The sequence below is a fragment of the Pseudomonas berkeleyensis genome (assembly GCF_014109765.1).
Classification (GTDB): domain Bacteria; phylum Pseudomonadota; class Gammaproteobacteria; order Pseudomonadales; family Pseudomonadaceae; genus Aquipseudomonas; species Aquipseudomonas berkeleyensis.
The window spans coordinates 267,270-288,020 of record NZ_CP059139.1 but is presented as its reverse complement, the minus strand read 5'-3'; the positions used below and the strand labels follow the sequence as shown (position 1 = coordinate 288,020).

The window sequence follows — 20,751 nt, the reverse complement described above, 5'->3', positions numbered from 1 at the left end:
CTCTTTCGCACCTTGCCCCGTCTTGGCATCAGATGCCGCCCAGGCACATGTACTTGATCTCGAGGTAATCCTCGATCCCGTACTTGGAACCTTCGCGGCCCAGGCCGGAAGCCTTCACGCCGCCGAACGGCGCGACTTCGTTGGAGATCAGGCCGGTGTTGATACCCACCATGCCGTACTCCAGCGCTTCGGCCACGCGGAACACGCGGCCCAGATCACGGGCATAGAAGTAGGAGGCCAGGCCGAATTCGGTGTCATTGGCCATGGCGATCACCTCGGCCTCGTCCTTGAAGCGGAACAGCGGCGCCAGCGGGCCGAAGGTCTCTTCCTTGGCCACGGCGGCGGTTTTCGGCACGTCGAGCAGAATGGTCGGCTCGAAGAAGGTGCCACCGAGCGCGTGCGGCTTGCCGCCCAAGGCCAGCTTGGCGCCTTTGCCCACGGCGTCCTCGATGTGCTCCTGCACCTTGGCCACGGCCTTGCTATCGATCAGCGGGCCGGTGGTGGTGCCGTCTTCCAGACCGTTACCGATCTTCAGCTTGGATACGGCGGCGATCAGCTTCTCGGCAAAGGCGTCGTAGACACCGTCCTGTACATAGATACGGTTGGCGCAGACGCAGGTCTGGCCGTTGTTGCGGTACTTGGAGATCAGCGCGCCTTCGACGGCAGCGTCCAGGTCGGCGTCGTCGAAGACGATGAACGGCGCGTTGCCGCCCAGTTCCAGCGACACCTTCTTGATGTCCTGGGCGCACTCGGCCATCAGTTGACGACCGATCTCGGTCGAGCCAGTGAAGGACAGTTTGCGCACGATCGGGTTGCTGGTCAGCTCACCACCCACTTCGCCGGCGCTGCCGGTGACTACGCTCAGCACGCCTTTCGGAATGCCGGCGCGCTCGGCCAGCTCGACCAGGGCCAGGGCGGAGAACGGGGTTTGCGAAGCCGGCTTGATCACCATGGTGCAACCGGCGGCCAGCGCCGGGCCGGCCTTGCGGGTGATCATCGCGGCGGGGAAGTTCCACGGGGTGATGGCAGCGGTGACGCCGATCGGCTGCTTGATCACGATCAGGCGTTTGTCCGGCTGGTGACCCGGAATCACGTCACCGTAGACGCGCTTGGCTTCTTCGGCGAACCACTCGATAAAGGAGGCGGCGTAGGCGATCTCGCCCTTGGCTTCGGCCAGCGGCTTGCCCTGCTCCAGGGTCATCAGACGGCCCAGGTCATCCTGGTTTTCCATCAGCAGTTCGAACCAGCGACGCAGCTTGTTCGCACGCTCCTTGGCGGTCAGCGCACGCCAGGCCGGCAGCGCCTTCTCGGCGGCCTCGATGGCGCGACGGGTTTCCGCGCGGCCCATCTTCGGAACATGGCCAATGATCTCGCCAGTCGCCGGGTTGTTCACGGCAATGGTCTGACCGCTGTCGGCGTCCAGCCACTGGCCATCGATATAAGCCTGTTGGCGCAGCAGCTGGGGGTCTTTCAGTTGCATGGCAGTCTCCTTCAGTTCCGACACCCGGGCGTCGGCGTAAGTCGTTGGAGTCACGGACAGAACCCGCAGGCTGAACATGAGCCGTGCGGGGCCTGGTAATGGATTCAGAGCCGTTGAACGTGCGAGGGTTCAGAATGACCGAACACGCCGTTTGAAATCTCAAACGAATCCTAGGATCGGCCGGGGTAAAGGGCAATAGGCGGCAAAGCAAAAACCGCAAAATAATGGCAAAAACTTGCAAAACAGCCGTTGAAGCGCCTCGAAAGTGTAAAGCTCGTTCTGAATAATGCACACTCATGCAGAATGGACGCTAACCGCCGAGATGCGTATGATTGCGCTCCGCAACGCACTCGTAGCTCAGCTGGATAGAGTACTGCCCTCCGAAGGCAGGGGTCGTGGGTTCGAATCCCGCCGAGTGCGCCATTTAAGAGGCCCGCCAATGTGCGGGCTTTTTCGTTTCTGCAGTTCAGCGCTTACTCTCCCTGGCATAACCCCCTAGGATGGCGACCAGGCAACAGAGGGAAATGCATATGGATATCTTGCTGCTGATCGTGACCGGCTTTGTGGTGATCTTCATCTACTCCTGGCGGCGCTCCCGGCCCAGACCGCGTCCAGACAAGAGGAAGCGCAGCGGCCTGAGCGGGCAGGATTCCAACTCCGGCTTCGGCGATTTCAGTGGGGGTGGTGATAGTGGTGGAGGCGGCGGTGACTGAGCAGCCAGTACAAGGCCCAGTTGAAAAGCCTGTGGCCTTTTTCATTTTCCACTCTCAGACACCAGCCAGAAGGGCGCGCTTGCACGACCACCGTCGGTCCGACGGGACGAGGGCTAGCCTGGAGTAACGGCCTGCGTCTTGCGCAGATGCCCGAGCAGATCGGCAAAGATGCGCTCGGGCGCCATCGAGAACAGCAGCATCTCTACCTGATGGTGACCGTCCGCCCCCAGGCCAAGCTGCATGGCGGTCTCCTCGAGCAGCGCCACGTAGCGCGAATAGGTCTGCTTCTCCGGAAGATGAAATTTCTTCTGCACCCGCGACGAGAGCTGGCGATGCCTGACGTCCTCGTCGCTGATCAGGTCCAGCCGTGACAGGAGGAAAAGGGTCTCCAGATCGATCAGGTTCAGTCGCGGGCTACGCCCCTCCGGCATCGGATAGAAGTCGTCCAGCTGACCGTACATGTAGTTGATGGCATTGATCGAGAAAGCCACGCGAGAGTCGTAAATGGGCGCCCAGTCGCATAGCAGGCTCAGGTACTTGGACCAGCTGCTGACCCCCTGCAGTGCAACCTGTTCGAACGACTGCCGCCCTTCTGCCGCCTGGGCACGAGTCCAGTCGACGATACGTTCGAGGTTCTTGTTGGTGCCCACGCCACCCCAGTCGGAAATGAAGTAGCTGGCGATGTCCAGATGCTCCTGGCGGCTGTCCGATCGTGCCAGGCGCTCTTTCAGCCGGGCTTTCAGGGCCAGCGTCTTGTCGAACCAGGTGGCCTCTGCCGGCAAGGGCTGATCGAGGTACTTCGCTGCCGCCACTTCGTTGAATGACCACTTGTAGTGTTCATTCACATTGCCGATGAAGTCTCGCAGATAAGCGGTTAGCGGATTGTCTTGATGCATCTGTTCCCTCACTGGAAATCCTCACGCGACATGCAACGCACGCCCTGCTCAATTATTGATCGCTGCGCACTCATACCGAGGTGCTGCCCTGGTGGATGGCCACGCCTCGCCAGAACCCATGAAGCAGTCCGTCGGGGTCAGGCGGGGTATCGAAAGAGTCGTAGTAGAAAGAAGCCAGGCGCTCGCTGGCAAGCACTTCGCCGCGCATCGCCGCCCACTGCAACCAGTACAGCCCGAGCGGTGGATCGAAGACACTCGACAACTCATCCAGCGCCAACCGACCGAGCAGGTAACAGGCCATGGGATCCTGCTCATCGGCACCACGCCTGTACCAAGCAAGGGCTTTGGCATGATCGGTGGCAAAACCCTCGTCACCGTTTTCGTACAGCCCACCAAGTGCCTGTGCGGCACATCGAACACCCTGCTGGAACGCCTGTTCGTAGTACTCGCTGGCCAGGTGCGGATCGACGACCACGCCCTTGCCATAAGCGTGCTGCTCGGCCTGGTTGAACAGCGCCTCAGCCGAGCCCTGCATGGCTGCGATCCTGAACAGTTGCTGTGCCAGCTGCGGGTCAGCTTCGACACGTGAGCCGTTCAGCCACAACCAGCCAAGATCGTTCAGCGCATCGGCATCGCCAGCGACGGCTTGCGTGCGCAGCACCTCGTAATGCTGACGCAGGGCATGTGGGTCGCAGAGACTCCGGAGCTGGTTACCGGCCTTTATCTGGCAGTAGGTCACGCAGCCCTGCGTCGCCATTTCCTCGATACGCAACGACGGCATGCCTATGCCGGCGTAAAGCATTTGCAGCAGGCCTGGCTGGCGGATGTCGATTGCGGCGGCTTGCGGAAGAAGCCCGTCGACAAGATTGAACACGTTGCTCGATTTGCTCATGCTGCCGCCCGTTCGCTGATCGCCTCGGCACATTCTCTACATCATCGCGACAGGCCATGTCGCATGAGCACAAGGACGACACATGGAGCAGCTTTATCGTCATGACCTGATCCTTCGCCTGCTTCCCGGCAAGGACAACCCGCTGAATTCACAGGCCATTCACCAGCGCGTGATCAACCAGGGCATCGAGGCCGACATACGCACCGTGCAGCGTGACCTCAAGGAACTGAGCCAGAAGTATCCCCACGTCCGCAGTCGCAAGGAAAACAAGGCCAACGTCTGGTGGGCAGAGAAGTCGCTTTCACGCCTGAGCATGCTGCCCACCGACGCGATGAACCTGGTGATGATCATGGATCACGCCGCACGCTTCGGCATGGCTTCACAGGTTGATAAGCTGGCGCCAATCCGTGAATACGCGCGCTCGCTGCTCAAGGGCAAGCATCTGGATCAGGACTATTCGGGCAAGGTCATCAGTAACACCCGCTTCGTGACGCTGGAGGCCGGAGCGGTGAAGCCCGAGGTGCTGGAGGTTTTGCAGCAGGCGTTGCTGGATGAGAGTTCGGTTGAGGTCAGCTACCTCAAGCGCGGTGCCAGCGCGCCAAAGTCACTGCTACTAAGGCCGCTGGGGCTTTCCTACCAGGACTCCAACATCTACCTGTCCTGCGTGTTCAGGGGATTGCCGCCAGGCAACATCGCGGCGCTGCCGCTGCACCGGTTCATCTCGGCGCGCACGACCTTCGAAGACCTGCCCGCTCCGCCGGATTACGACATCAATTCCGTCGCCGCGCAGCGCAGCCTGGTGAACCTCAAATCCGACCAGCCCGTTCGCCTCAAACTGCGCGTCAGCCCGACGCTCTGCGAGCGCCTGCAGGAAAACGCCTTGGCTGCGGATCAGCACCTGCACGCCGACGCGGATGGCTGGTGGCGATTGAGCGCAAACCTGTACCTGAGCCAGGGGCTGGAGCTCTGGTTGCTGGGCCAGGGCGAGCATGTGGAGGTGCTCGAACCGGCATCCCTGCGTGAGCAGATGCGCGCTATCGCGCTCAGCATGGTCAGGCTCTACGACAAGGGTTGAGCATCGCGACACTGGCTGTCGCGCTGCGCACTCATCCTGCCTCCATCATCTGAAAAGGAGGCAGCACCGATGAAAACCTATTCCGTGTTCATGCAGCGCACCGTGGCCAGTGCAGGCCCGACCGCGAATTTCACCATGACCGTGCAGGCCATCAGTTCGGCGATGGCCAAAGCCACTGCCGAAGCCCAGTACCCAGGTTACAAATGCTTCAACTCGCCAGTTCAGGTTCGCGGATAGTGATGGGCGAAACAGTCGTCCTAGATATCGCACTGCTGGCGCCGACCAGGGCGCAGGCCGAGCACCTGCTCGCGCGGATACGCCAGGCCGGCAATATCGAGCATGCTCGATTCTTCGCATTGGGGATGGACGAAAGCAGGCCCGAAATGTTTTTCCACGAGGTGCACTGGCTGCCAGGCGGCAACGCAGTGCTCCCTCGGCAGAGCCTCAGTAGCCTGGCGGCTATCGTCCATACCCACCAGTGGCGGCTGCCGTACCGCGAGCTGCATTCAGGCTTTCGCCACTACATCTGGGACAGTAGTGAGCAGATGGCGGGCTTCTGGGCCAGTCTCTATCGGGCGAGGGGAAACCCAGCGATACCAGGACTCGACTGGAATAGCTACGCCGACTGGAGCCCAGGGTTGCGGGTCGGCCGCAGCCTGCGTGCCTGTGGGGTGAACCTTGCCGAGGCCGTCGAGTTGCTGTCAGCACGCCTGCATGACACCCCCTGCAGAGCGGCAGGTCAGGCCTTGCTGATCATCGAAGCCGGTTGCCCGGTTACCTTCGGCGGTTATGTCGACGCACTCGAACGGCTCGGCCGCGAAACAGGCGCCGAAGTCATCCCAACCGGTTGGCAGGTAGCGCAAAGCTCCGGGTGTGGTCTCTGGCTATCGTGGTTCGGATCATGAGCGCACGCGCAAACGCCTCGATTGAAACCAGACATCACTGCGGCGCTGAGAGGCTAGGTGTCCGCGGAAGGGTCATCTTCGTGCTGCTCCTTGCCAAACCTGCGACGCAGCCAGCGGCGAATATCACCGATGAGCATCGCGACCGCACCGATGATGGTGAGCGCAACGAAGGCAAATACGAATTTGGCCAGCAGATCCGTTGCGCTCGCGACAAGACGCCGATTGCCATATTCGAAACTGGCCAGCGCCAGGTCGTGAAAACCCAGCATCAGCAGTACGGCAAGAGCGACCCTGAATACTCGCAGGCATGTCAAAACGACAGGGCTCATCGTGTTGCCTCGTAGATATCACGGGGCAGCATGACAGTATCGACGACGAAGTCCACGGGCATCGAATAAACCGTCAACACCGGGCAGGCTATCGATGCCCAGCACCAGAGCGTGGTCGGAAAGTACCCGCGATTGTTTTCATCGGCGCCGAACAGAAGGCCAAAGTTGTACGCAGTGCCTGAGTAATATTCTGGCCCGTAATAGCCGCCTGAAGATCGCCCGAACAGGGTGCCGCAACCAGCCAGTGCACTCGCCAGAACGGCCAGCGCGAAGAGTCGATAAATGCGTTTGAGCATGAAAAAGTCCTTTTCCGTTTGAGGCCGTCCTGGCCGCGGCACAGAGTACGCATCCAAGCGCCAGCTCACAACGTCAGCTCGCTCTCCAATAGCGCAGATGCGGCACAGGTCACCCTGCTAACGGGAAAAGGCAAAAATCAAATCACCCCCAACGTCAGCGCCTTCAAGGTCGCCGCTGCGCGCGTCGAACACTGCAGTTTGCGGAACACGCTTTCGACGTGGGTGCGAACCGTGCTCGGGCTGATGCCCAGGTCGCGCGCTACTTCCTTGTTGCTGGCCCCGGTGCTGATGCGTTGGAGAATTTCCGCCTCACGCTCGCTGAGCAGGCCGTTGCCAGGCTTGCTGGGCAGCGGCGCCTGTTCGCCATGCGCGGCACTGATCACGGCCTGGCAGGCACGAGGATCGAAACGACCTTGCTCGGCCTCGGCCTGCAACAGCCGAGCGGCCTGTTCATCGCTGAAGGCGGCGCGCCACGGGCGTTCGCCGCGCAGTGCCAGCCAGGCCAGCGTGGCACTCAGCAGGCGATGCTCGGCGCTCAGCGCATCGCCGCTCAGCGAGCGAAAATAACCGCTGCCGTCCAGCCGCTCGTAGGCATGCGCGGCCAGTTGGCCGGCCTCGTGCAGGCCACCGATCTGGCTGCAGGCGCGATGCGTCCAGTACGGCACCAGGCGTACCGATTCGAGATCCCCCTCCAACAACGGGCCCGGCGTGCTCCAGATTCGATTGGGCACGGCCGCCCGGCCCATGCCGTGGATCAGCGCCGCCTTGGCCAGCAACTCGATGCGCGGCTCGGGCAAGCCCAGAAGCCGACCAGCATCACGCACCAGGCTGGCCGCCTGGCGTGAATAACCAGCCAACCAGGACAGCTTGAGATCGATCACGTCGCCGACCAGGGTCAGGGAAACCTCTGCCCCGGCAGCGGGCGGCATCACCTCTGGCGTGCGCAAGGCTTCCAGCCAATCCGCCGCATGGCGTATGAGCAGGTCAGCGAGCGCCGCGGGATAACGGCGATCACCCTGAGATCCGATCCACTGCAGCGCAGCCTCAAGACCATGCACGCGCGAGAGGATTTCCAGATCGCCTGCCAACACCACGTGATAAACCACGTCGGGAATATCGGGATGACGCAAGCCCTGTGGCCGGCCGCTGCCGTCGAAACATTCGAAGATATGCCGCAGGCCCATCTCGACCGCGGCCGGCAGAGCCAGCGTACGGGCGACCTCGCCCGCGACCTCACAATGCACCTGGGCCAGCGGCGTGGTGCGCAGCATGGCACGCTGGCCGGCGGCATCGAGGGTGTGCGCCAGCATGTCACGGCGGCCGCCCACGTCATCACCGAACAAGCGCATGAAGCCATCGGCGTTGGCGGTACAGCCGGACCAACGCAGCAGCGCCACCTGTCGGGCGGCATTCTCCTGCGCCTGATCGCCGCCACTGGCCTGTACCAGCCATTGCGCCAGGCGTGCAGTGCGCCGCGACTGGTCGATGGGCTGGCCCATGCTCAGGTCGCCGACCATGGCCAGCGCCAGCATGGCGTCTTCGAGCGCGACGGCGTCATTCACCTGCATTGCAGCTCTCCAGTTTTTCGCTGGCCTCGGATAAACGACCGATACCGGGATACCGCCGCATTATCGACACTGAACTCCCCCAAGCACAGGAGATTCAATCATGTTCAATACCAAGCCGCTTATCCTGGCACTCGCCATCGCCAGCCCCTTCTTCGCCACCAGCATCCAGGCTGCCGATGCCAAGCCGTCGGTGGTGATCGTCCACGGCGCCTTCGCCGACGGCTCCGACTGGGCCAAGGTCGTGCCACTGCTGCAGGACAAAGGCATCAAGGTCACCGTGGTACAGAACCCGCTGACCTCGCTGGCCGACGACGTCGCCGCCACCCAACGCGTGCTGAACAATCAGGAAGGCGACGTGGTACTGGTCGGCCACTCCTGGGGCGGCACGGTGATCAGCCAGGCCGGTGCCGACGAAAAAGTGCGTAGCCTGGTCTACGTCGCCGCCTTCGCGCCGAACGCGGGCCAGTCCAGCGGAGAGCTCTACGGTGGCTATCGCACCGCGCCGGGTTCGAGCCAGATTGCAGCCGACAAGAATGGCTTTCTGTACCTGACGCCGCAGGGCATGGCCACCGACTTCGCGCAGGATCTGCCAGCCGAGCAAACGGCGATCATGACGGCCACCCAGGGTCCGATCCGCGCGGCTGCCTTCGATGAGCGCACCAGCGTCGCGGCCTGGACGCAGAAGCCGTCCTGGTACCTCGTCGCCAGTGACGACCGCATGATCGTGCCAGAGATGCAGCGTGACTTCGCCAAGAAGATCGGCGCACAGACCACCGAGATCGCAGCCAGCCACGTGCCGCAGCAGTCGCGCCCGGGCGATGTGGCCAAGGTGATCATCCAGGCGGTGGAGAAGACGCAGGCAGCGCGTTGAACGAGGGAATGAGCGCAGGGCGAGCGGCTGCTCGCCCTGCCGCTCGTCTTACAGGATCGACAGCGGGTAGTTGATGATCAGACGGTTCTCGTGCAGATCCTGGCCCACATCACGGCGCACGTCGGAGTTGCGCCAGCGGATGCTCAGATTCTTCAGCGAACCTTCCTGGATGGTGTAGGCCAGCTCGGACTCGCGGCCCCACTCTTCGGCGTTGTCACGGTTGGCGGTCTTGATATTGTCGCCGCTGACGTAGCGGTTCATCAGGGTCAGACCGGGGATACCGAGGCCGGCGAAGTTGTAGTCATGGCGAACCTGCCAGGAGCGCTCTTCCGGGTTGTCGTAGCTGTTGGTGAAACCGTCGTTGACCAGAGTGCCGCCGCTGGTGCCGTCGATACGCATGAACTTGGTATCACCGCTGAGCTTCTGGTAAGCGACCATGAAGGTGTTGTTGCCGGTCTTGGCAGTGAACGCCCCCTGGTAGACCTTGTTATCCAGGTTACCGGCCTTGGCCGAGCCTTCTTCCTTGCCGGTGACGTAACCCAGGTTGGCGCCGAGCACCCAGTCACCGACCTGCTGGCTATGGGTCAGCTGTACATAGCTCTGCTGATAGACGTTTTCCAGGCGTGCATGCCAGGCACCGACCATGGTGTTGTTGCCGTTGAAGCGGTACTCACCACCGGCGAAGTTGAAGTCATCACCCTCGACGAGACCGGCAGGGGTGCCCGAGTTGAACGCCATTTCTTCGCGGCTGGCATCGTGACGCTGGCTGTTCTTCCAGAACTGGCCGCCGTACAGGGTCAGGCCGTCGATCTCGTTGGAAGTCAGCTGGGCGCCCTGGAAGGTTTGCGGCAGCGAGCGGCCATCGTCGGCACGCAGGATTGGCAGAACGGCGAACCACTCACCGACCTTCAGCTCGGTCTTGGACAGCTTGGCCTTGGCGGCTACGGCAGTACGGCCAAAGTCATCAGCGGCCTGGCCGTCGTCGTGGATCGGCAGCAGTTGGGTGTTGGCGGCGCCACGGTTGCCGTCCAGCTTGATGCTGTACAGGCCCAGCACGTCGAGGCCGAAGCCGACGGTGCCTTGGGTGTAGCCGGAGCGGGCATCAAGGATGAAGCTCTGCGTCCAGCCTTCGGCCTGTCCCTGGCGCTCGCGATTGGTTGCCGGGCCGATCATCGGATCGGTGCCGTTCAGGTAGTTGCGGTTGAAGTAGTAGTTGCGCAGGCCGAGGGTGACCTTGGCATCTTCGACGAAGCCGGCGGCGTGGACACTGCCAAAAGGCAGAGCAGCGATGGCGCTGACCAAGCTACAGGCGGCAAACAGTGGGGTACGGCAGAAAGTAGGTGTCATATCTTGTTGTTGTCTTCGACAGGTTAAAAAAAGCGGTGCCAAAGCACCGCGAGGGATAACGCTGCGCCGGGACGGGCGCAGCATCATGGGGTCGAGCTGAAAGACTCAGCTCAGGGCATCACGGGTGTGCACACCGTCAACCAGGCGCTGGATGCCCAGCGGGTTGGCGTTCTGCAGCGCCTCGGGCAGTACTTCGTCCGGGTAGTTCTGGTAGCAGACCGGGCGCAGGAAGCGGTTGATCGCCAGGGTGCCGACCGAGGTACCACGAGCATCGGAGGTCGCCGGGTACGGGCCGCCGTGAACCATGGTGTCGGACACTTCGACGCCGGTCGGATAGCCGTTGAGCAGCACGCGGCCGGCCTTCACTTCCAGCAGCGGCAGCAGGTCGCGGAAGGCCAGCAGGTCGTCACGCTCGGCAATCAGGGTCGCGGTCAGCTGGCCGTGCATGCTTTGCAGCGCGCGGGTCAGCTCGTCACGATCAGCGACTTCGACGACGATGGTGGTCGGGCCGAAGACTTCTTCCTGCAGCAGGTGGTCGCCTTCGAGCAGCATGCTCACGTCAGCCTTGAACAGCTGCGGCTGAGCCTGGTTGCCGGACTGCTCGTTACCGGCCAGGTGAGTGACCTTGGCATGGGCGTTGAGCTGAGCCAGGCCACCCGCGTAGCTGCGCAGGGTGCCGGCGTTGAGCATGGTCTGCGCCGGTTGAGCGGCGATGGCATCGGCCAGGCCAGCGACGAAGTCATTGAACTCGGCACCACGGATACCGATGACCAGGCCCGGGTTGGTGCAGAACTGACCGCAACCCAGCACCACGGAACCAGCCAGATCCTTGGCGATGGTGGCGCCACGGGCCTGCAGGGCGCCCGGCAGAATGACCACCGGGTTGACGCTGGACATCTCGGCGAACACCGGAATCGGCTGCGGACGGGCAGCGGCCAGGTCGCACAGGGCACGGCCGCCTTTCAGCGAACCGGTGAAGCCCACGCCCTGGATGGCCGGATGCTTGACCAGCGCTTCGCCGACGCCGGAACCGAAGATCATGTTGAACACGCCTTTCGGCATGCCGGTTTTCTCGGCGGCGCGGATGATAGCGTCAGCCACGCACTCGGCAGTGGCCATGTGGCCGCTGTGCGCCTTGAACACCACCGGGCAACCGGCAGCGAGGGCAGAAGCGGTATCGCCACCAGCGGTGGAGAAGGCCAGCGGGAAGTTGCTGGCGCCGAACACGGCGATCGGGCCTACGCCGATCTGGTACTGGCGCAGATCCGGACGCGGCAGCGGCTGGCGATCCGGCAGGGCGCGGTCGATACGCGCGCCGTAGAAGTCACCACGACGCAGCACCTTGGCGAACAGGCGCATCTGGCCACTTGTACGACCACGTTCACCCTGGATGCGGCCGGCAGGCAGCGCAGTTTCGCGGGTGACCAGGGCGACGAACTCATCACCGAGGGCATCGAGTTCGTCAGCGATGGCGTCGAGGAATTCGGCGCGGCGCTCGGCCGACAGGTTGCGGTAAATCGGGTAAGCGGCAGCGGCAGCCTGGGCAGCAGCGTCGACTTCTTCGGCTGTGGCCTGGATGAAGGTGTAGGGCAGCGCTTCACCGCTGCTGGCGTCGAGGCTCTTGTGCACGACGGTGCCGGCGGCGCGGCGCTCACCGCCGATGTAATTGTGGCCAGTCAGACTCAGCATGGCGTTCTCCTGTCAGGTGGGGCGACGGGGTCGCCGCCAGGGACAATGAAAATGAATGAGGCCCCGGCTTTTTGGGCCAGGGATTGGCAACTGGCAATGCAGTTGTCAGACGTATGATAAGTGATAACTCCGGCATTCGTCCCCTTGTGAGGGCGTAATCCGAATCCGCCGAGCGGAATTTCGACCCGACAGCAAGGCTGCCGGGCCTGGCAGATACTTACAGCTGGCGAACACCACCGACCTTTACAGCAGGTGTGTGAACGCTGATACCGTTGCGCAGCGGCTCGCCCAGAGCATCGAGGCTGACCTCGAAAGTGTCGCCCGGCTGCGCCTTGATGCCGTCGGCGAACGACAGGGTGGCGGTGCCGAAGAAGTGCACATGCACATCGCCCGGACGCAGGAACTGGCGGTACTTGAAGTGGTGGTATTCGAGGTTTTCCAGGGTGTGGCACATGTTGTCCTCCCCGGAGAGGAACTCCTTCTCCCACAGCACCTGGTCACCGCGACGGATGCGGCTGACACCGGACAGGTGACGCGGCAGCTCGCCGATCAGCATTTCCGGGCCGAAGGAGCAGAAGCGCAGCTTCGAGTGAGCCAGGTACAGGTAGTTCTTGCGCTCGACCACGTGGTCGGAGAATTCGTTGCCCAGGGCGAAGCCGATGCGATACGGCTGGCCATCGTCGCCAACCACGTACAGGCCGGTCAGCTCGGGCTCCTCGCCGAAGTCTTCGGCGAAGTCCGGTACCGGGAAGTCGGCGCCGGGGCGTACCACGATGCTGCCGTCACCTTTGTAGAACCACTCCGGCTGCGCGCCTTCGCTGCCAGCCGCCGGGCGACCGCCGGCCATGCCCCACTGGAACATCTGCATGGTGTCGGTGAGCTTGCCTTCGGCCTGCTGTGCTTCAACCTGCTGGTGCATCTTGTCACGGGTGGAGGCGCTGCCCAGGTGGGTCAGGCCGGTGCCGGATACCAGGCAGTGAGCCGGGTCGGTGTGATCCAGCGGCGCCAGCACGCGGTTCTGTTCGATCAGTTCGGCGTAGACCGGGCCCTGCTCGACACCCAGGCGCTCGATCTCGGCGATCAGGCCATGGCCGTTGCGGATCGCCTGCAACGCCAGCTCGCGGGTAGTGGCAACGCCCTTGACCACGCTGATGCGCGCGTCACCGACGACGCCAACCTGGCGCTGGCCCTGTTCGTTCTCAAACTGAATCAACCGCATTGCGCTACTCCTGTTGTTCTTGTTCCGCCGCCATTGCGGCGTTGCTTGGCCAGCACTTTAAAAATTGCCCGCAGTGCTGCCTAATGAAAGCTTCTGATTAGGTGATAACTTTTCGTCATCCCCATGCTGCAGCCACTGACCCATATCGTTTCCCGCCTGCGCATCCGCCAGTTGCGGTTGCTGATCGCCCTCGACGAACTGGGCACGCTGCACCGTGCCGCCGAGCGCATCGCCATCAGCCAGCCGGGGGCGACCAAGGCGCTGCACGAGATCGAGACGACCTTCGGTACACCGCTGTTCATCCGCACGGCGCAGGGCCTGCAGGCCAACGACATGGGGCGCTGCGTGATCCGCTACGCACGCCTTATCCACAACGACCTGGCGCACCTGCATGACGAGATGCAGGGCATCCTTCAGGGCCATGGCGGTCACCTGGCCGTGGGCACCATCGCCGGCTCGGTACCGCTGGTGCTGCGCGCCCTGACCGGCTTGCGTCAGGCGCAGCCGGACATTTCCGTGCAGATCGTCGAAGACATCAGCCCGCGCCTGCTCAAGCTGCTCGATGAAGGCCGCCTGGATCTGGCCATCGCCCGCACCAGCGGCAGCCAGCATCCGGACGCCTACGAGTGTCTGAGCCTGCACGCCGAGCGCCTGGCACTGGTGGCCGCCCCGCAGCATCCGCAACAGGGCAATCCCGCGCTGAGCCTGGCCGACCTGAGCGACTGCAGCTGGGTGGTCTACCCCACCGGCACGCCGATGCGCACGGTGCTGGAGCGCGAATTCGGCGAGGCCGGCCTGGAGTTTCCCCGCTACCCGCTGGAAACCTCGTCGACCTTCACCATGCTCAGCCTGCTGCAGGAAGACCCGCAGCTGGTGGCGGTGATGCCCTACTCCATCGCCTGCTCCAGCGAAGGCTTCGGCCTGCTGCGTCGCCTGCCGCTGGAACTGCAGTCGCGCAACGAGCCATGCTCGATCATCCATCGTCGCGGCAGCAGCCTGTCACCGCTGGCGAGCCTGCTGCTGGAACACCTGCGCAACGAACAGGACGCCCTCTACGAAGGCGCCTAAGCCGCCACTCACATGGACTGGCGCAGCAACTCGGCGTAGTCCTCGGCACTCGCCACGCGTGGGTTGGTCTTGTGGCTATGGTCAGCCAGCGCCCCTTCGATGATCGCCGGGAACATCGACTCGTCCACGCCCATTTCAGCCAGGCCCGCCGGCATGCCGAGGCGGCGATTCATCTCGCGGATCGCCGGGATGATTTCCTCGGTGCTACCCAAGCCCATGGCCTGCGCGATGCGCTGCAGCTTCTGCTCGTCGCGTACCGAGTCGGACTGAGCGTTGAAGGCGATCACCGCCGGCAGGAATACCGCGTTGAGGGTGCCGTGGTGCAGCCTCGGGTTGATGCCGCCGAGGGAGTGGCTGAGGCTGTGCACGCAACCCAGGCCCTTCTGGAAGGCCAGGGCGCCCTGCATCGAGGCGCTCATCATGTTCAGCCGCGCCTCCCGATCACCAGGGGTGCGGGTGGCACGCTCGATATGTCGCCAGGCGCGCCACAGGCCATCCAGCGCAATACCGTCGGCTGGCGGGTTGAACGCCGGCGCCATGAAGGTTTCCAGGCAGTGGGCGATGGCATCCATGCCCGTGGCAGCGGTCAGTTGCGCGGGCAGGCCGAGGGTCAGCTCGGGGTCGCAGATGGCCGAGCGCGGAATCAGATAGGGCGAGATGACGCCGACCTTGCGCCCGTCATCGAGAATCAGGATGGCGCCGCGACCGACTTCGCTGCCGGTACCGGCCGTGGTGGGGATGGCGATCACCGGTGCAGTGGCCGCGGTGATACGGGTCAGGCCACCTTCGATCACGGCGAACTGTTTCAGCGGGCCTTCATGGGTGCCGCACACGGCAACGCCCTTGGCCAGGTCGATGGAAGAACCGCCACCGACCGCGATGATGCCGTCGAAACCGCCATCGCGATAACGCGCAGCGGCGGCGCGCACCACGCCTTCGTTCGGGTTGGGCGGCGTCTGGTCGAAAACCTCCGCGACAGCCGGGTCACTCAGCTGCCCCAGCACCTTGTCGACGATACCTGCGGCACGCACCCCCGTATCGGTGACGATAAAGGGCCGGGTGATACCAATGCGCTGACACTCGGCGGCCAACTGGCCGAGGGCGTCATAACCGAACTGGACTTGTGTGAGGTAGTTGATCAGTGCCATGGGGGAGCCTCTGCTTGTTTTTGTAATAGCAGGCAGCGGAAAACGTCGAGTAAGATCACTCGGACATTCTCACGGATAGCCTTGCCGCCCAGGCAAACTATGGGATCGAGGCGCCCCTGACTAATGAGAGGCGCTGATACTGCTATAAGGGAAAGCTATACATGCTGCCATCCGTCTCCTCCATCTTTTCCCGCCTGCGCTTCCGGCAACTGCGCCTGCTGATCGCTCTTGGCGAGCAAGGTTCGTTGATCAAGGCCGCGGAACAGGTGTCGATCAGCCAGCCGGGGGCGACCAAGGCGCTGCAGGAAATCGAGACCACCCTGGGCGCGCCGTTGTTCGTGCGTACCAATCGCGGCCTGGAAGCCAACGAGCTGGGACACTGCGCGATTCGCTACGCCAAGCTGATCCAGACCGACCTGACCCATCTGCGCGAAGAAATGCTCGGCATTCTCCAGGGCCACGGCGGACGCCTGTCCATCGGCGTGATCATGGGCGCGGTGCCGTTCATGAGCGATGCCCTGACGCGCCTGCTGGAGGCGCACCCGGATCTGTCGGTGGAAATCGTCGAGGACACCAGCGCGCGCCTGCTCAGCCTGCTCGACCAGGGGCGCCTGGATCTGGCGATCTGCCGCACCAGCATCAGCCGCCAGCCGGAGCAGTACGACTGCATCGATGTTCGTGACGAAACCCTAGCCGTGGTCGCCAACCGCAACCACCCGCTGGCGGGCAGCGCGCAGCTGGAACTGGCCGACCTGGCCGACAGCCGCTGGGTCGTCTACTCGGCCAACATGCCGATGAGGCTCTCGCTGGAACACGAATTCCAGCAGGCAGGGCTGCGCTTCCCCTTGCACCTGCTGGAGACCACCTCGGCTTTCACCACGCTGTCGCTGCTGCAGAAGAATGTCGACCTGGTGGCCTTGCTATCGACCGATGTGGCGCGCTTCTGCACGGGCTTCGGCATGACCTGCATCCTGCCGCTGAGCCTGAAGAGCCGCAGCGAGCCCTACCAGTTGATCACCCGCCGCGGCGTGAGCCTGTCCTCGATCAGTCGCCTGTTCATGGCGCAGCTCACGTCGGCGCAGGACGAGCACTGATTGCAGCAACGAAGGCCTGGGTCAGCGACGCAGAAGACGAATCGACAGCCGCCTCGCTCGTGGCGCGTCGCGTAACCCACCAGGCTGTAGGCCGCATAGCGCCTATGGTGGGTTACGCCGCCACAGTGGTCGTGTAACGACTGAGCTGCGTGGCAGGCGGCTAACCCACCCTACGCCTAGCCGACCTTACGCCTGTTAGAGCAGGCCGCGCGCCGCCAGGCTGCTCATCAGGGCATTGAGGCCGAACTGCCAGACCGGTGCCTTGTCGCTGTGGTTGACGCGGTTGTGCAAGGCACCCAGCTGTTCGCTGCTGATGATCACGCGATCCGCCAGCTTGTGGGTGAAGCCGGCACCCGGGGCATCGCGGTCTTCGGTCGGGGCGAACAGGGTGCCGAGGAACAACAGGAAGCCATCCGGGTACTGGTGATTGCGGTTGAGCGCCTGCTCCACCAGATCCAATGGATCGCGGCTGATCTTGTCCATCGAGCTGCTGCCCTGCAGCACATAACCGTCGTCCCCCTCGACCCGCAGGCGAACCACGGTGTTGCGTACATCGTCGATGTCGAACGTGTCATCGAACAGGCGGATGAACGGACCGATGGCGCAGGACGCATTGTTGTCCTTGGCCTTGCTCAGCAGCAGTGCACTGCGGCCTTCGAAGTCGCGCAGGTTGACGTCGTTGCCCAGCGTCGCGCCCAGTACTTCGCCATGACTGTTGACGGCCAGCACCACTTCCGGCTCCGGGTTGTTCCACACCGAACCGGGATGGATGCCAATCTCCGCGCCACTGCCCACGGCGGCCAGCACAGGCGCCTTGGTGAAGATTTCGGCGTCCGGGCCGATGCCCACTTCCAGATACTGCGACCACAGGTCTTGCTCCTGCAGCAGCGCCTTGACCTGCTGGGCCTTCTCCGAGCCCGGCTTGATGCTGGCGAAATCTTCGCCGAGTACATCGCGAACCTTGGCCCGAACGCCTTCGGCCAGGCTGGCATCACCACCGGCACGCTCTTCGATCACGCGCTCGATCATGCTCGAAGCAAAGGTCACCCCCGCCGCCTTGAGCACCTGCAGGTCGGCAGGCGCCAGCAGGCTCGGCAACTCGGAATTGAAGTCGGCACCACTGTTGCCCAACAAGGCCTCGACACTGCACAGCGGCGTGCCACGCAGGCTCTGCAACCTGGGCAGCAGGCCCTCCTGCTCGAACAGCCCGCTCAGGGTCGGCGCCAGTGTGGACAGGTCATAGACACCGTCCTCACGCAGCAGGATCGGCGCCGGGCCGGCGTGCTCTCCGGGCAACCAGGCCCGGCCGACGAGGGTTCCGCGCAAGCCATCGGTAGGCAGGGTATTGCTGGGTGTGAGGCTGAGAGCGTAAGGCATGGCGGAGTCCTTCTTCTTATGCGAATGGAAATGCCTGCAAGGCACCCTGGGTGCGCTCAGGCCGGCCGACCTTATCTCTCCATTCGCGATAACCACCAATGACTATTAGTCAGTCCGCGATATGATCCGGTTATCGAGTATTCCTGAGCACTGCGGCCATGAACCAAACCGGCAATCTCCCGACCCTTCACAACTGGCTACGCTTCCGCCACCTGGCGCTGATAGACAGCCTGGCGCGCACCGGCAACATGCACAGCAGCGCGCAGCAGCTGGGGCTGAGCCAGCCAGCAGTGAGCAAGATGCTGCGCGACATCGAGAACCAGTTCGGCTTCACCCTGTTCGAGCGCCTCAACCGTGAGCTGCCAGCCACCGAGCTGGGCGCCGAGGTGGTTGCCTATGCGCAGCGCGCGCTGAATGACTGCCAGACCTTCAGTTATCGCCTGGAGAGTCTGCGCCAGGGCGGCCATGGCTATCTCAAGGTCGGCGCGATCTTCGCCGCCACCGCCCACGCCCTGCCCGAAACGCTGCTGCGCCTGAAAGGCCGGCGACCGCTGCTGACCATCGAGCTGCTGGAGGACACCAGCGATCACCTGCTCAAGCTGCTGGAGCACAAGCAGCTGGATCTGGTGGTCGGTCGCTTCACCGACCATCCGCAGCGCCAGCGTTTCGACTTCACCGCGCTGGCCGAGGAACCCTTCATCCTCATCGCCCGCGCCGAACACCCGCTGTGCAATCGCCAGCAGGTCTCACCCTCGCAGCTGACCGAATGGCCCTGGGTGCTCTACCCGCTCAACACCCCGCTGCGTCAGTCGCTGGAACAATCGTTCAGCGACGCGGGGGTGAATCCGCCGGCCAACGCCATCGAGACGACCTCCGTGCAAACCACGCTGAAGATGCTCTGCAACAGCGACACCCTGGCACTGCTGCCAGAGGCGGTGGTACGGCAGAACCTGCTCGATGGCAGCCTGAAACAGATCCAGACGAGCCTGGCCCCCTCTCCGCTGGCCTATGGCGTGCTGCTGCGCAAGGACGAGCCCATCTCCTCCGCAGCCCGCGACTTCATTGACGCCCTGCGCACCGTCATCCGCGATGAATCCTCAGCGAATAACCCCTAGTTATGACTCGATGAAAAAGCCTCATTAGACACCTCCCCGAGAGTTGCCTAGCTTCGGCCAGGCTTTGATTCCACGCCGTGCCGTCTGCCTGGCCGACTCGTTCAAGCGGAACCTAGCTGCACCTCACTCAAAATAACTTCAATAGGTGAACCTTCATGACCAAGCTAAGCACGCTGCTTCGCCCGCTCAGCCTCGCCCTCGGCCTTTCCCTGCTGGGCGCCCCGGTGGCCGCCATGGCCGAATACCCGAACAAGCCCATCCAACTGATCGTGCCCTGGGCCGCCGGCGGCGGCAGCGACTCGGCTGCACGCGGCATCGCCACCGCACTGGAGAAGGAACTGGGCGTCACCATCAACGTGGTCAACCGCCCAGGTGGCGGCAGCGTGGTGGGTCACACGGTGATGGCCAGCGCCAAGCCCGATGGCTACACCCTGGGCTTCGTGACCGGTGAGCTGAACATGATGCACTGGCAGGGTCTGACCAAGATCACTCACGAAGACTTCACCCCCCTGGCCATGACCAACTATGACTACCCAGGCGTACAGGTCAGCGCCGATGCACCGTACAACAACGTCGAAGAACTGCTGAAAGACATCGACGAGAAGCCTCAAGGCACCTTCAAGGCTTCCGGCACCGGCATGGGCGGCATCTGGCACGTAGCCTTCGCCGGCCTGTTGATGGATCGCGGCATCGAGCCCAACAAAGTCACCTGGATTCCCAGCCAGGGCGCCGCACCGGCCATGGTCGAACTGGCGGCTGGCAGCATCGAACTCGTGCCGTCGTCGGTACCCGAAGCGCGCTCGATGATCGACGCGGGCAAGGCCAAGGGCCTGGCGATTCTCTCGCCTGAACGCAACCCGGCCTTCCCGGATATCCCGACCCTCAAGGAAAGCATCGGCAGCGACTACTCGCTGGGCGAATGGCGCGGCGTAGCCGGCCCCAAAGGCATGGATCCAGCCGTGGTGGCCAAACTCGAAGATGCTCTGGAGAAGGCCTACAACAGCGAGTTCTACCAGGACTTCATGAAGCGCCAGGGCTTTGGCGTGGAGTGGCATAAAGGTGCGGACTTCAAGCAATTCCTCGTCGAGAACAACGCCTATATGGGCGGCATCATCGAAAAGATCGGCCTGAAGAAGTAAGCCGGCCTCCTACAGGCGACGCACCGAAAGGGCGTCGCCTGTCTCCGTTCTGCGGTAAGAGAACTCCCCCATGAAAGACCTAATCCTCGGTATCGTCTTTATCGCCCTGGGTATCACCGTCTGGGTACTGGCACAGGGTTTCCCGGCAGTTCCCGGCATGAAGTATGGCGCCAGCATGTTCCCCAGCATGATTGCAGGCGGCATGGTCATCGGCGGTGCTCTGCTGAGCTTCGTCACCGTGCGCAAGATGCGTCGCACAGCCAGCCCCAATGTCGGTAGCGGTGGCTTTGCCCTCCCCCACATCGGCGTGCTGGTGCCCTGCCTGATGGTGGTGGCCTACATCTATCTGAGCGAAGTGATTGGCGCAGCCCTGACCATGGTGCTGGTCATGCTGGTGCTGCTGTTCCAGGGCGGCGTGCGCTGGCTACCGGCAATACTGATCAGCGTCGTCTCCGCGGCTGTCATCAGCCTCTCCTTCGGGCACATGCTCAAAGTGCCGCTCCCTATCGGGCCTTTCGGTTTCTGAGGCG

The 20,751-nt window shown here is 63.2% G+C and carries 21 protein-coding genes and 1 tRNA gene; 11 read left to right on the top strand and 11 right to left on the bottom strand.

The window, feature by feature from the left end:
- Positions 1 to 28 precede the first annotated feature (28 nt).
- A complete protein-coding gene (gene gabD / locus HS968_RS01360; protein ID WP_119692379.1) occupies positions 29 to 1,480 on the bottom strand; it encodes an NADP-dependent succinate-semialdehyde dehydrogenase in 1,452 nt (483 codons plus the stop codon).
- A gap of 346 nt (positions 1,481 to 1,826) precedes the next feature.
- Between gabD and HS968_RS01355 the strand changes: the two genes are divergently transcribed.
- Both HS968_RS01355 and HS968_RS01350 read left to right on the top strand, forming a co-directional pair.
- Positions 1,827 to 1,903: transfer RNA gene (locus HS968_RS01355), tRNA-Arg, on the top strand.
- A gap of 107 nt (positions 1,904 to 2,010) precedes the next feature.
- On the top strand, positions 2,011 to 2,193 hold the full coding sequence (locus HS968_RS01350; protein WP_182369832.1) for a hypothetical protein: 183 nt from the start codon (positions 2,011 to 2,013) through the stop codon (positions 2,191 to 2,193).
- 113 nt (positions 2,194 to 2,306) lie between these two features.
- On the opposite strand, the gene HS968_RS01345 is transcribed toward HS968_RS01350, so the two are convergent.
- Positions 2,307 to 3,089 (bottom strand): hypothetical protein, encoded by a 783-nt coding sequence (locus HS968_RS01345; protein ID WP_182369831.1) that lies wholly within the window; start codon positions 3,087 to 3,089, stop codon positions 2,307 to 2,309.
- 70 nt (positions 3,090 to 3,159) lie between these two features.
- Complete coding sequence (locus tag HS968_RS01340) at positions 3,160 to 3,981, bottom strand: tetratricopeptide repeat protein (RefSeq protein ID WP_238338902.1); 822 nt, start codon at positions 3,979 to 3,981, stop codon at positions 3,160 to 3,162.
- 82 nt (positions 3,982 to 4,063) lie between these two features.
- Between HS968_RS01340 and HS968_RS01335 the strand changes: the two genes are divergently transcribed.
- The 3 genes from HS968_RS01335 (at position 4,064) to HS968_RS01325 (ending at position 5,961) form a co-directional block, all read left to right on the top strand.
- The gene (locus HS968_RS01335) at positions 4,064 to 5,056 is read left to right on the top strand and encodes a helix-turn-helix transcriptional regulator (protein WP_182369829.1); all 993 of its coding nucleotides are present in this window, start codon (positions 4,064 to 4,066) and stop codon (positions 5,054 to 5,056) included.
- A 69-nt stretch (positions 5,057 to 5,125) separates the two neighbouring features.
- The gene (locus HS968_RS01330) at positions 5,126 to 5,293 is read left to right on the top strand and encodes a hypothetical protein (protein WP_182369828.1); all 168 of its coding nucleotides are present in this window, start codon (positions 5,126 to 5,128) and stop codon (positions 5,291 to 5,293) included.
- 2 nt (positions 5,294 to 5,295) lie between these two features.
- The gene (locus HS968_RS01325; protein ID WP_182369827.1) at positions 5,296 to 5,961 is read left to right on the top strand and encodes a hypothetical protein; all 666 of its coding nucleotides are present in this window, start codon (positions 5,296 to 5,298) and stop codon (positions 5,959 to 5,961) included.
- A gap of 53 nt (positions 5,962 to 6,014) precedes the next feature.
- Here HS968_RS01325 and HS968_RS01320 read toward each other — a convergent pair whose 3' ends face one another.
- The 3 genes from HS968_RS01320 to HS968_RS01310 all read right to left on the bottom strand — a co-directional run bounded on the left by HS968_RS01320 (position 6,015) and on the right by HS968_RS01310 (position 8,154).
- Positions 6,015 to 6,290 carry a hypothetical protein gene (locus tag HS968_RS01320; protein WP_182369826.1) on the bottom strand — a complete coding sequence of 92 codons (276 nt, stop codon included), beginning with the start codon at positions 6,288 to 6,290 and terminating at the stop codon, positions 6,015 to 6,017.
- A complete protein-coding gene (locus HS968_RS01315; protein ID WP_182369825.1) occupies positions 6,287 to 6,586 on the bottom strand; it encodes a YceK/YidQ family lipoprotein in 300 nt (99 codons plus the stop codon). The genes HS968_RS01320 and HS968_RS01315 overlap by 4 nt, the downstream gene beginning before the upstream one ends.
- 137 nt (positions 6,587 to 6,723) lie before the next feature.
- Complete coding sequence (locus tag HS968_RS01310; protein WP_170965155.1) at positions 6,724 to 8,154, bottom strand: HD domain-containing phosphohydrolase; 1,431 nt, start codon at positions 8,152 to 8,154, stop codon at positions 6,724 to 6,726.
- Between the two features lie 100 nt (positions 8,155 to 8,254).
- Here HS968_RS01310 and HS968_RS01305 point away from each other — a divergent pair, with 100 nt between their 5' ends.
- Entirely contained in the window at positions 8,255 to 9,025 is a 771-nt protein-coding gene (locus HS968_RS01305) for an alpha/beta fold hydrolase (RefSeq protein WP_182369824.1), read from the top strand.
- Between the two features lie 48 nt (positions 9,026 to 9,073).
- Here the strand turns inward: HS968_RS01305 and HS968_RS01300 are convergent, their stop codons facing one another.
- The 3 genes from HS968_RS01300 to araD1 form a co-directional block, all read right to left on the bottom strand.
- Positions 9,074 to 10,372 carry an OprD family porin gene (locus HS968_RS01300; protein ID WP_182369823.1) on the bottom strand — a complete coding sequence of 433 codons (1,299 nt, stop codon included), beginning with the start codon at positions 10,370 to 10,372 and terminating at the stop codon, positions 9,074 to 9,076.
- Positions 10,373 to 10,477: 105 nt separating this feature from the next.
- The gene (locus HS968_RS01295; RefSeq protein ID WP_106737708.1) at positions 10,478 to 12,061 is read right to left on the bottom strand and encodes an aldehyde dehydrogenase (NADP(+)); all 1,584 of its coding nucleotides are present in this window, start codon (positions 12,059 to 12,061) and stop codon (positions 10,478 to 10,480) included.
- Between the two features lie 217 nt (positions 12,062 to 12,278).
- The gene (araD1, locus tag HS968_RS01290) at positions 12,279 to 13,280 is read right to left on the bottom strand and encodes an AraD1 family protein (RefSeq protein ID WP_182369821.1); all 1,002 of its coding nucleotides are present in this window, start codon (positions 13,278 to 13,280) and stop codon (positions 12,279 to 12,281) included.
- A gap of 123 nt (positions 13,281 to 13,403) precedes the next feature.
- On the opposite strand from araD1, the gene HS968_RS01285 reads away from it, so the two are divergent.
- Positions 13,404 to 14,348 carry a LysR family transcriptional regulator gene (locus tag HS968_RS01285; RefSeq protein ID WP_179623430.1) on the top strand — a complete coding sequence of 315 codons (945 nt, stop codon included), beginning with the start codon at positions 13,404 to 13,406 and terminating at the stop codon, positions 14,346 to 14,348.
- An 8-nt stretch (positions 14,349 to 14,356) separates the two neighbouring features.
- Here HS968_RS01285 and HS968_RS01280 read toward each other — a convergent pair whose 3' ends face one another.
- Entirely contained in the window at positions 14,357 to 15,496 is a 1,140-nt protein-coding gene (locus HS968_RS01280) for an iron-containing alcohol dehydrogenase (protein WP_119692389.1), read from the bottom strand.
- A gap of 161 nt (positions 15,497 to 15,657) precedes the next feature.
- Between HS968_RS01280 and HS968_RS01275 the strand changes: the two genes are divergently transcribed.
- Entirely contained in the window at positions 15,658 to 16,590 is a 933-nt protein-coding gene (locus HS968_RS01275) for a LysR family transcriptional regulator (RefSeq protein ID WP_182369819.1), read from the top strand.
- A gap of 195 nt (positions 16,591 to 16,785) precedes the next feature.
- Here HS968_RS01275 and HS968_RS01270 read toward each other — a convergent pair whose 3' ends face one another.
- Positions 16,786 to 17,967 (bottom strand): fumarylacetoacetate hydrolase family protein, encoded by a 1,182-nt coding sequence (locus tag HS968_RS01270; RefSeq protein ID WP_182369817.1) that lies wholly within the window; start codon positions 17,965 to 17,967, stop codon positions 16,786 to 16,788.
- A gap of 158 nt (positions 17,968 to 18,125) precedes the next feature.
- On the opposite strand from HS968_RS01270, the gene HS968_RS01265 reads away from it, so the two are divergent.
- The 3 genes from HS968_RS01265 to HS968_RS01255 all read left to right on the top strand — a co-directional run bounded on the left by HS968_RS01265 (position 18,126) and on the right by HS968_RS01255 (position 20,747).
- Complete coding sequence (locus tag HS968_RS01265) at positions 18,126 to 19,082, top strand: LysR family transcriptional regulator (RefSeq protein WP_119692392.1); 957 nt, start codon at positions 18,126 to 18,128, stop codon at positions 19,080 to 19,082.
- Between the two features lie 155 nt (positions 19,083 to 19,237).
- Positions 19,238 to 20,221: a tripartite tricarboxylate transporter substrate binding protein gene (locus HS968_RS01260; protein WP_179623426.1), complete on the top strand. Its 984-nt coding sequence runs from the start codon at positions 19,238 to 19,240 to the stop codon at positions 20,219 to 20,221.
- A gap of 70 nt (positions 20,222 to 20,291) precedes the next feature.
- On the top strand, positions 20,292 to 20,747 hold the full coding sequence (locus tag HS968_RS01255; RefSeq protein ID WP_182369815.1) for a tripartite tricarboxylate transporter TctB family protein: 456 nt from the start codon (positions 20,292 to 20,294) through the stop codon (positions 20,745 to 20,747).
- The last annotated feature ends 4 nt before the right edge of the window (positions 20,748 to 20,751 follow it).

Bases quoted from the DNA above. Each gene is read 5' to 3' on its own strand.
- gabD (WP_119692379.1), bottom strand. From the start codon at position 1,480: ATGCAACTGAAAGACCCCCAGCTGCTGCGCCAACAGGCTTATATCGAT.
- HS968_RS01350 (WP_182369832.1), top strand. From the start codon at position 2,011: ATGGATATCTTGCTGCTGATCGTGACCGGCTTTGTGGTGATCTTCATC.
- HS968_RS01345 (WP_182369831.1), bottom strand. From the start codon at position 3,089: ATGCATCAAGACAATCCGCTAACCGCTTATCTGCGAGACTTCATCGGC.
- HS968_RS01340 (WP_238338902.1), bottom strand. From the start codon at position 3,981: ATGAGCAAATCGAGCAACGTGTTCAATCTTGTCGACGGGCTTCTTCCG.
- HS968_RS01335 (WP_182369829.1), top strand. From the start codon at position 4,064: ATGGAGCAGCTTTATCGTCATGACCTGATCCTTCGCCTGCTTCCCGGC.
- HS968_RS01330 (WP_182369828.1), top strand. From the start codon at position 5,126: ATGAAAACCTATTCCGTGTTCATGCAGCGCACCGTGGCCAGTGCAGGC.
- HS968_RS01325 (WP_182369827.1), top strand. From the start codon at position 5,296: ATGGGCGAAACAGTCGTCCTAGATATCGCACTGCTGGCGCCGACCAGG.
- HS968_RS01320 (WP_182369826.1), bottom strand. From the start codon at position 6,290: ATGAGCCCTGTCGTTTTGACATGCCTGCGAGTATTCAGGGTCGCTCTT.
- HS968_RS01315 (WP_182369825.1), bottom strand. From the start codon at position 6,586: ATGCTCAAACGCATTTATCGACTCTTCGCGCTGGCCGTTCTGGCGAGT.
- HS968_RS01310 (WP_170965155.1), bottom strand. From the start codon at position 8,154: ATGCAGGTGAATGACGCCGTCGCGCTCGAAGACGCCATGCTGGCGCTG.
- HS968_RS01305 (WP_182369824.1), top strand. From the start codon at position 8,255: ATGTTCAATACCAAGCCGCTTATCCTGGCACTCGCCATCGCCAGCCCC.
- HS968_RS01300 (WP_182369823.1), bottom strand. From the start codon at position 10,372: ATGACACCTACTTTCTGCCGTACCCCACTGTTTGCCGCCTGTAGCTTG.
- HS968_RS01295 (WP_106737708.1), bottom strand. From the start codon at position 12,061: ATGCTGAGTCTGACTGGCCACAATTACATCGGCGGTGAGCGCCGCGCC.
- araD1 (WP_182369821.1), bottom strand. From the start codon at position 13,280: ATGCGGTTGATTCAGTTTGAGAACGAACAGGGCCAGCGCCAGGTTGGC.
- HS968_RS01285 (WP_179623430.1), top strand. From the start codon at position 13,404: ATGCTGCAGCCACTGACCCATATCGTTTCCCGCCTGCGCATCCGCCAG.
- HS968_RS01280 (WP_119692389.1), bottom strand. From the start codon at position 15,496: ATGGCACTGATCAACTACCTCACACAAGTCCAGTTCGGTTATGACGCC.
- HS968_RS01275 (WP_182369819.1), top strand. From the start codon at position 15,658: ATGCTGCCATCCGTCTCCTCCATCTTTTCCCGCCTGCGCTTCCGGCAA.
- HS968_RS01270 (WP_182369817.1), bottom strand. From the start codon at position 17,967: ATGCCTTACGCTCTCAGCCTCACACCCAGCAATACCCTGCCTACCGAT.
- HS968_RS01265 (WP_119692392.1), top strand. From the start codon at position 18,126: ATGAACCAAACCGGCAATCTCCCGACCCTTCACAACTGGCTACGCTTC.
- HS968_RS01260 (WP_179623426.1), top strand. From the start codon at position 19,238: ATGACCAAGCTAAGCACGCTGCTTCGCCCGCTCAGCCTCGCCCTCGGC.
- HS968_RS01255 (WP_182369815.1), top strand. From the start codon at position 20,292: ATGAAAGACCTAATCCTCGGTATCGTCTTTATCGCCCTGGGTATCACC.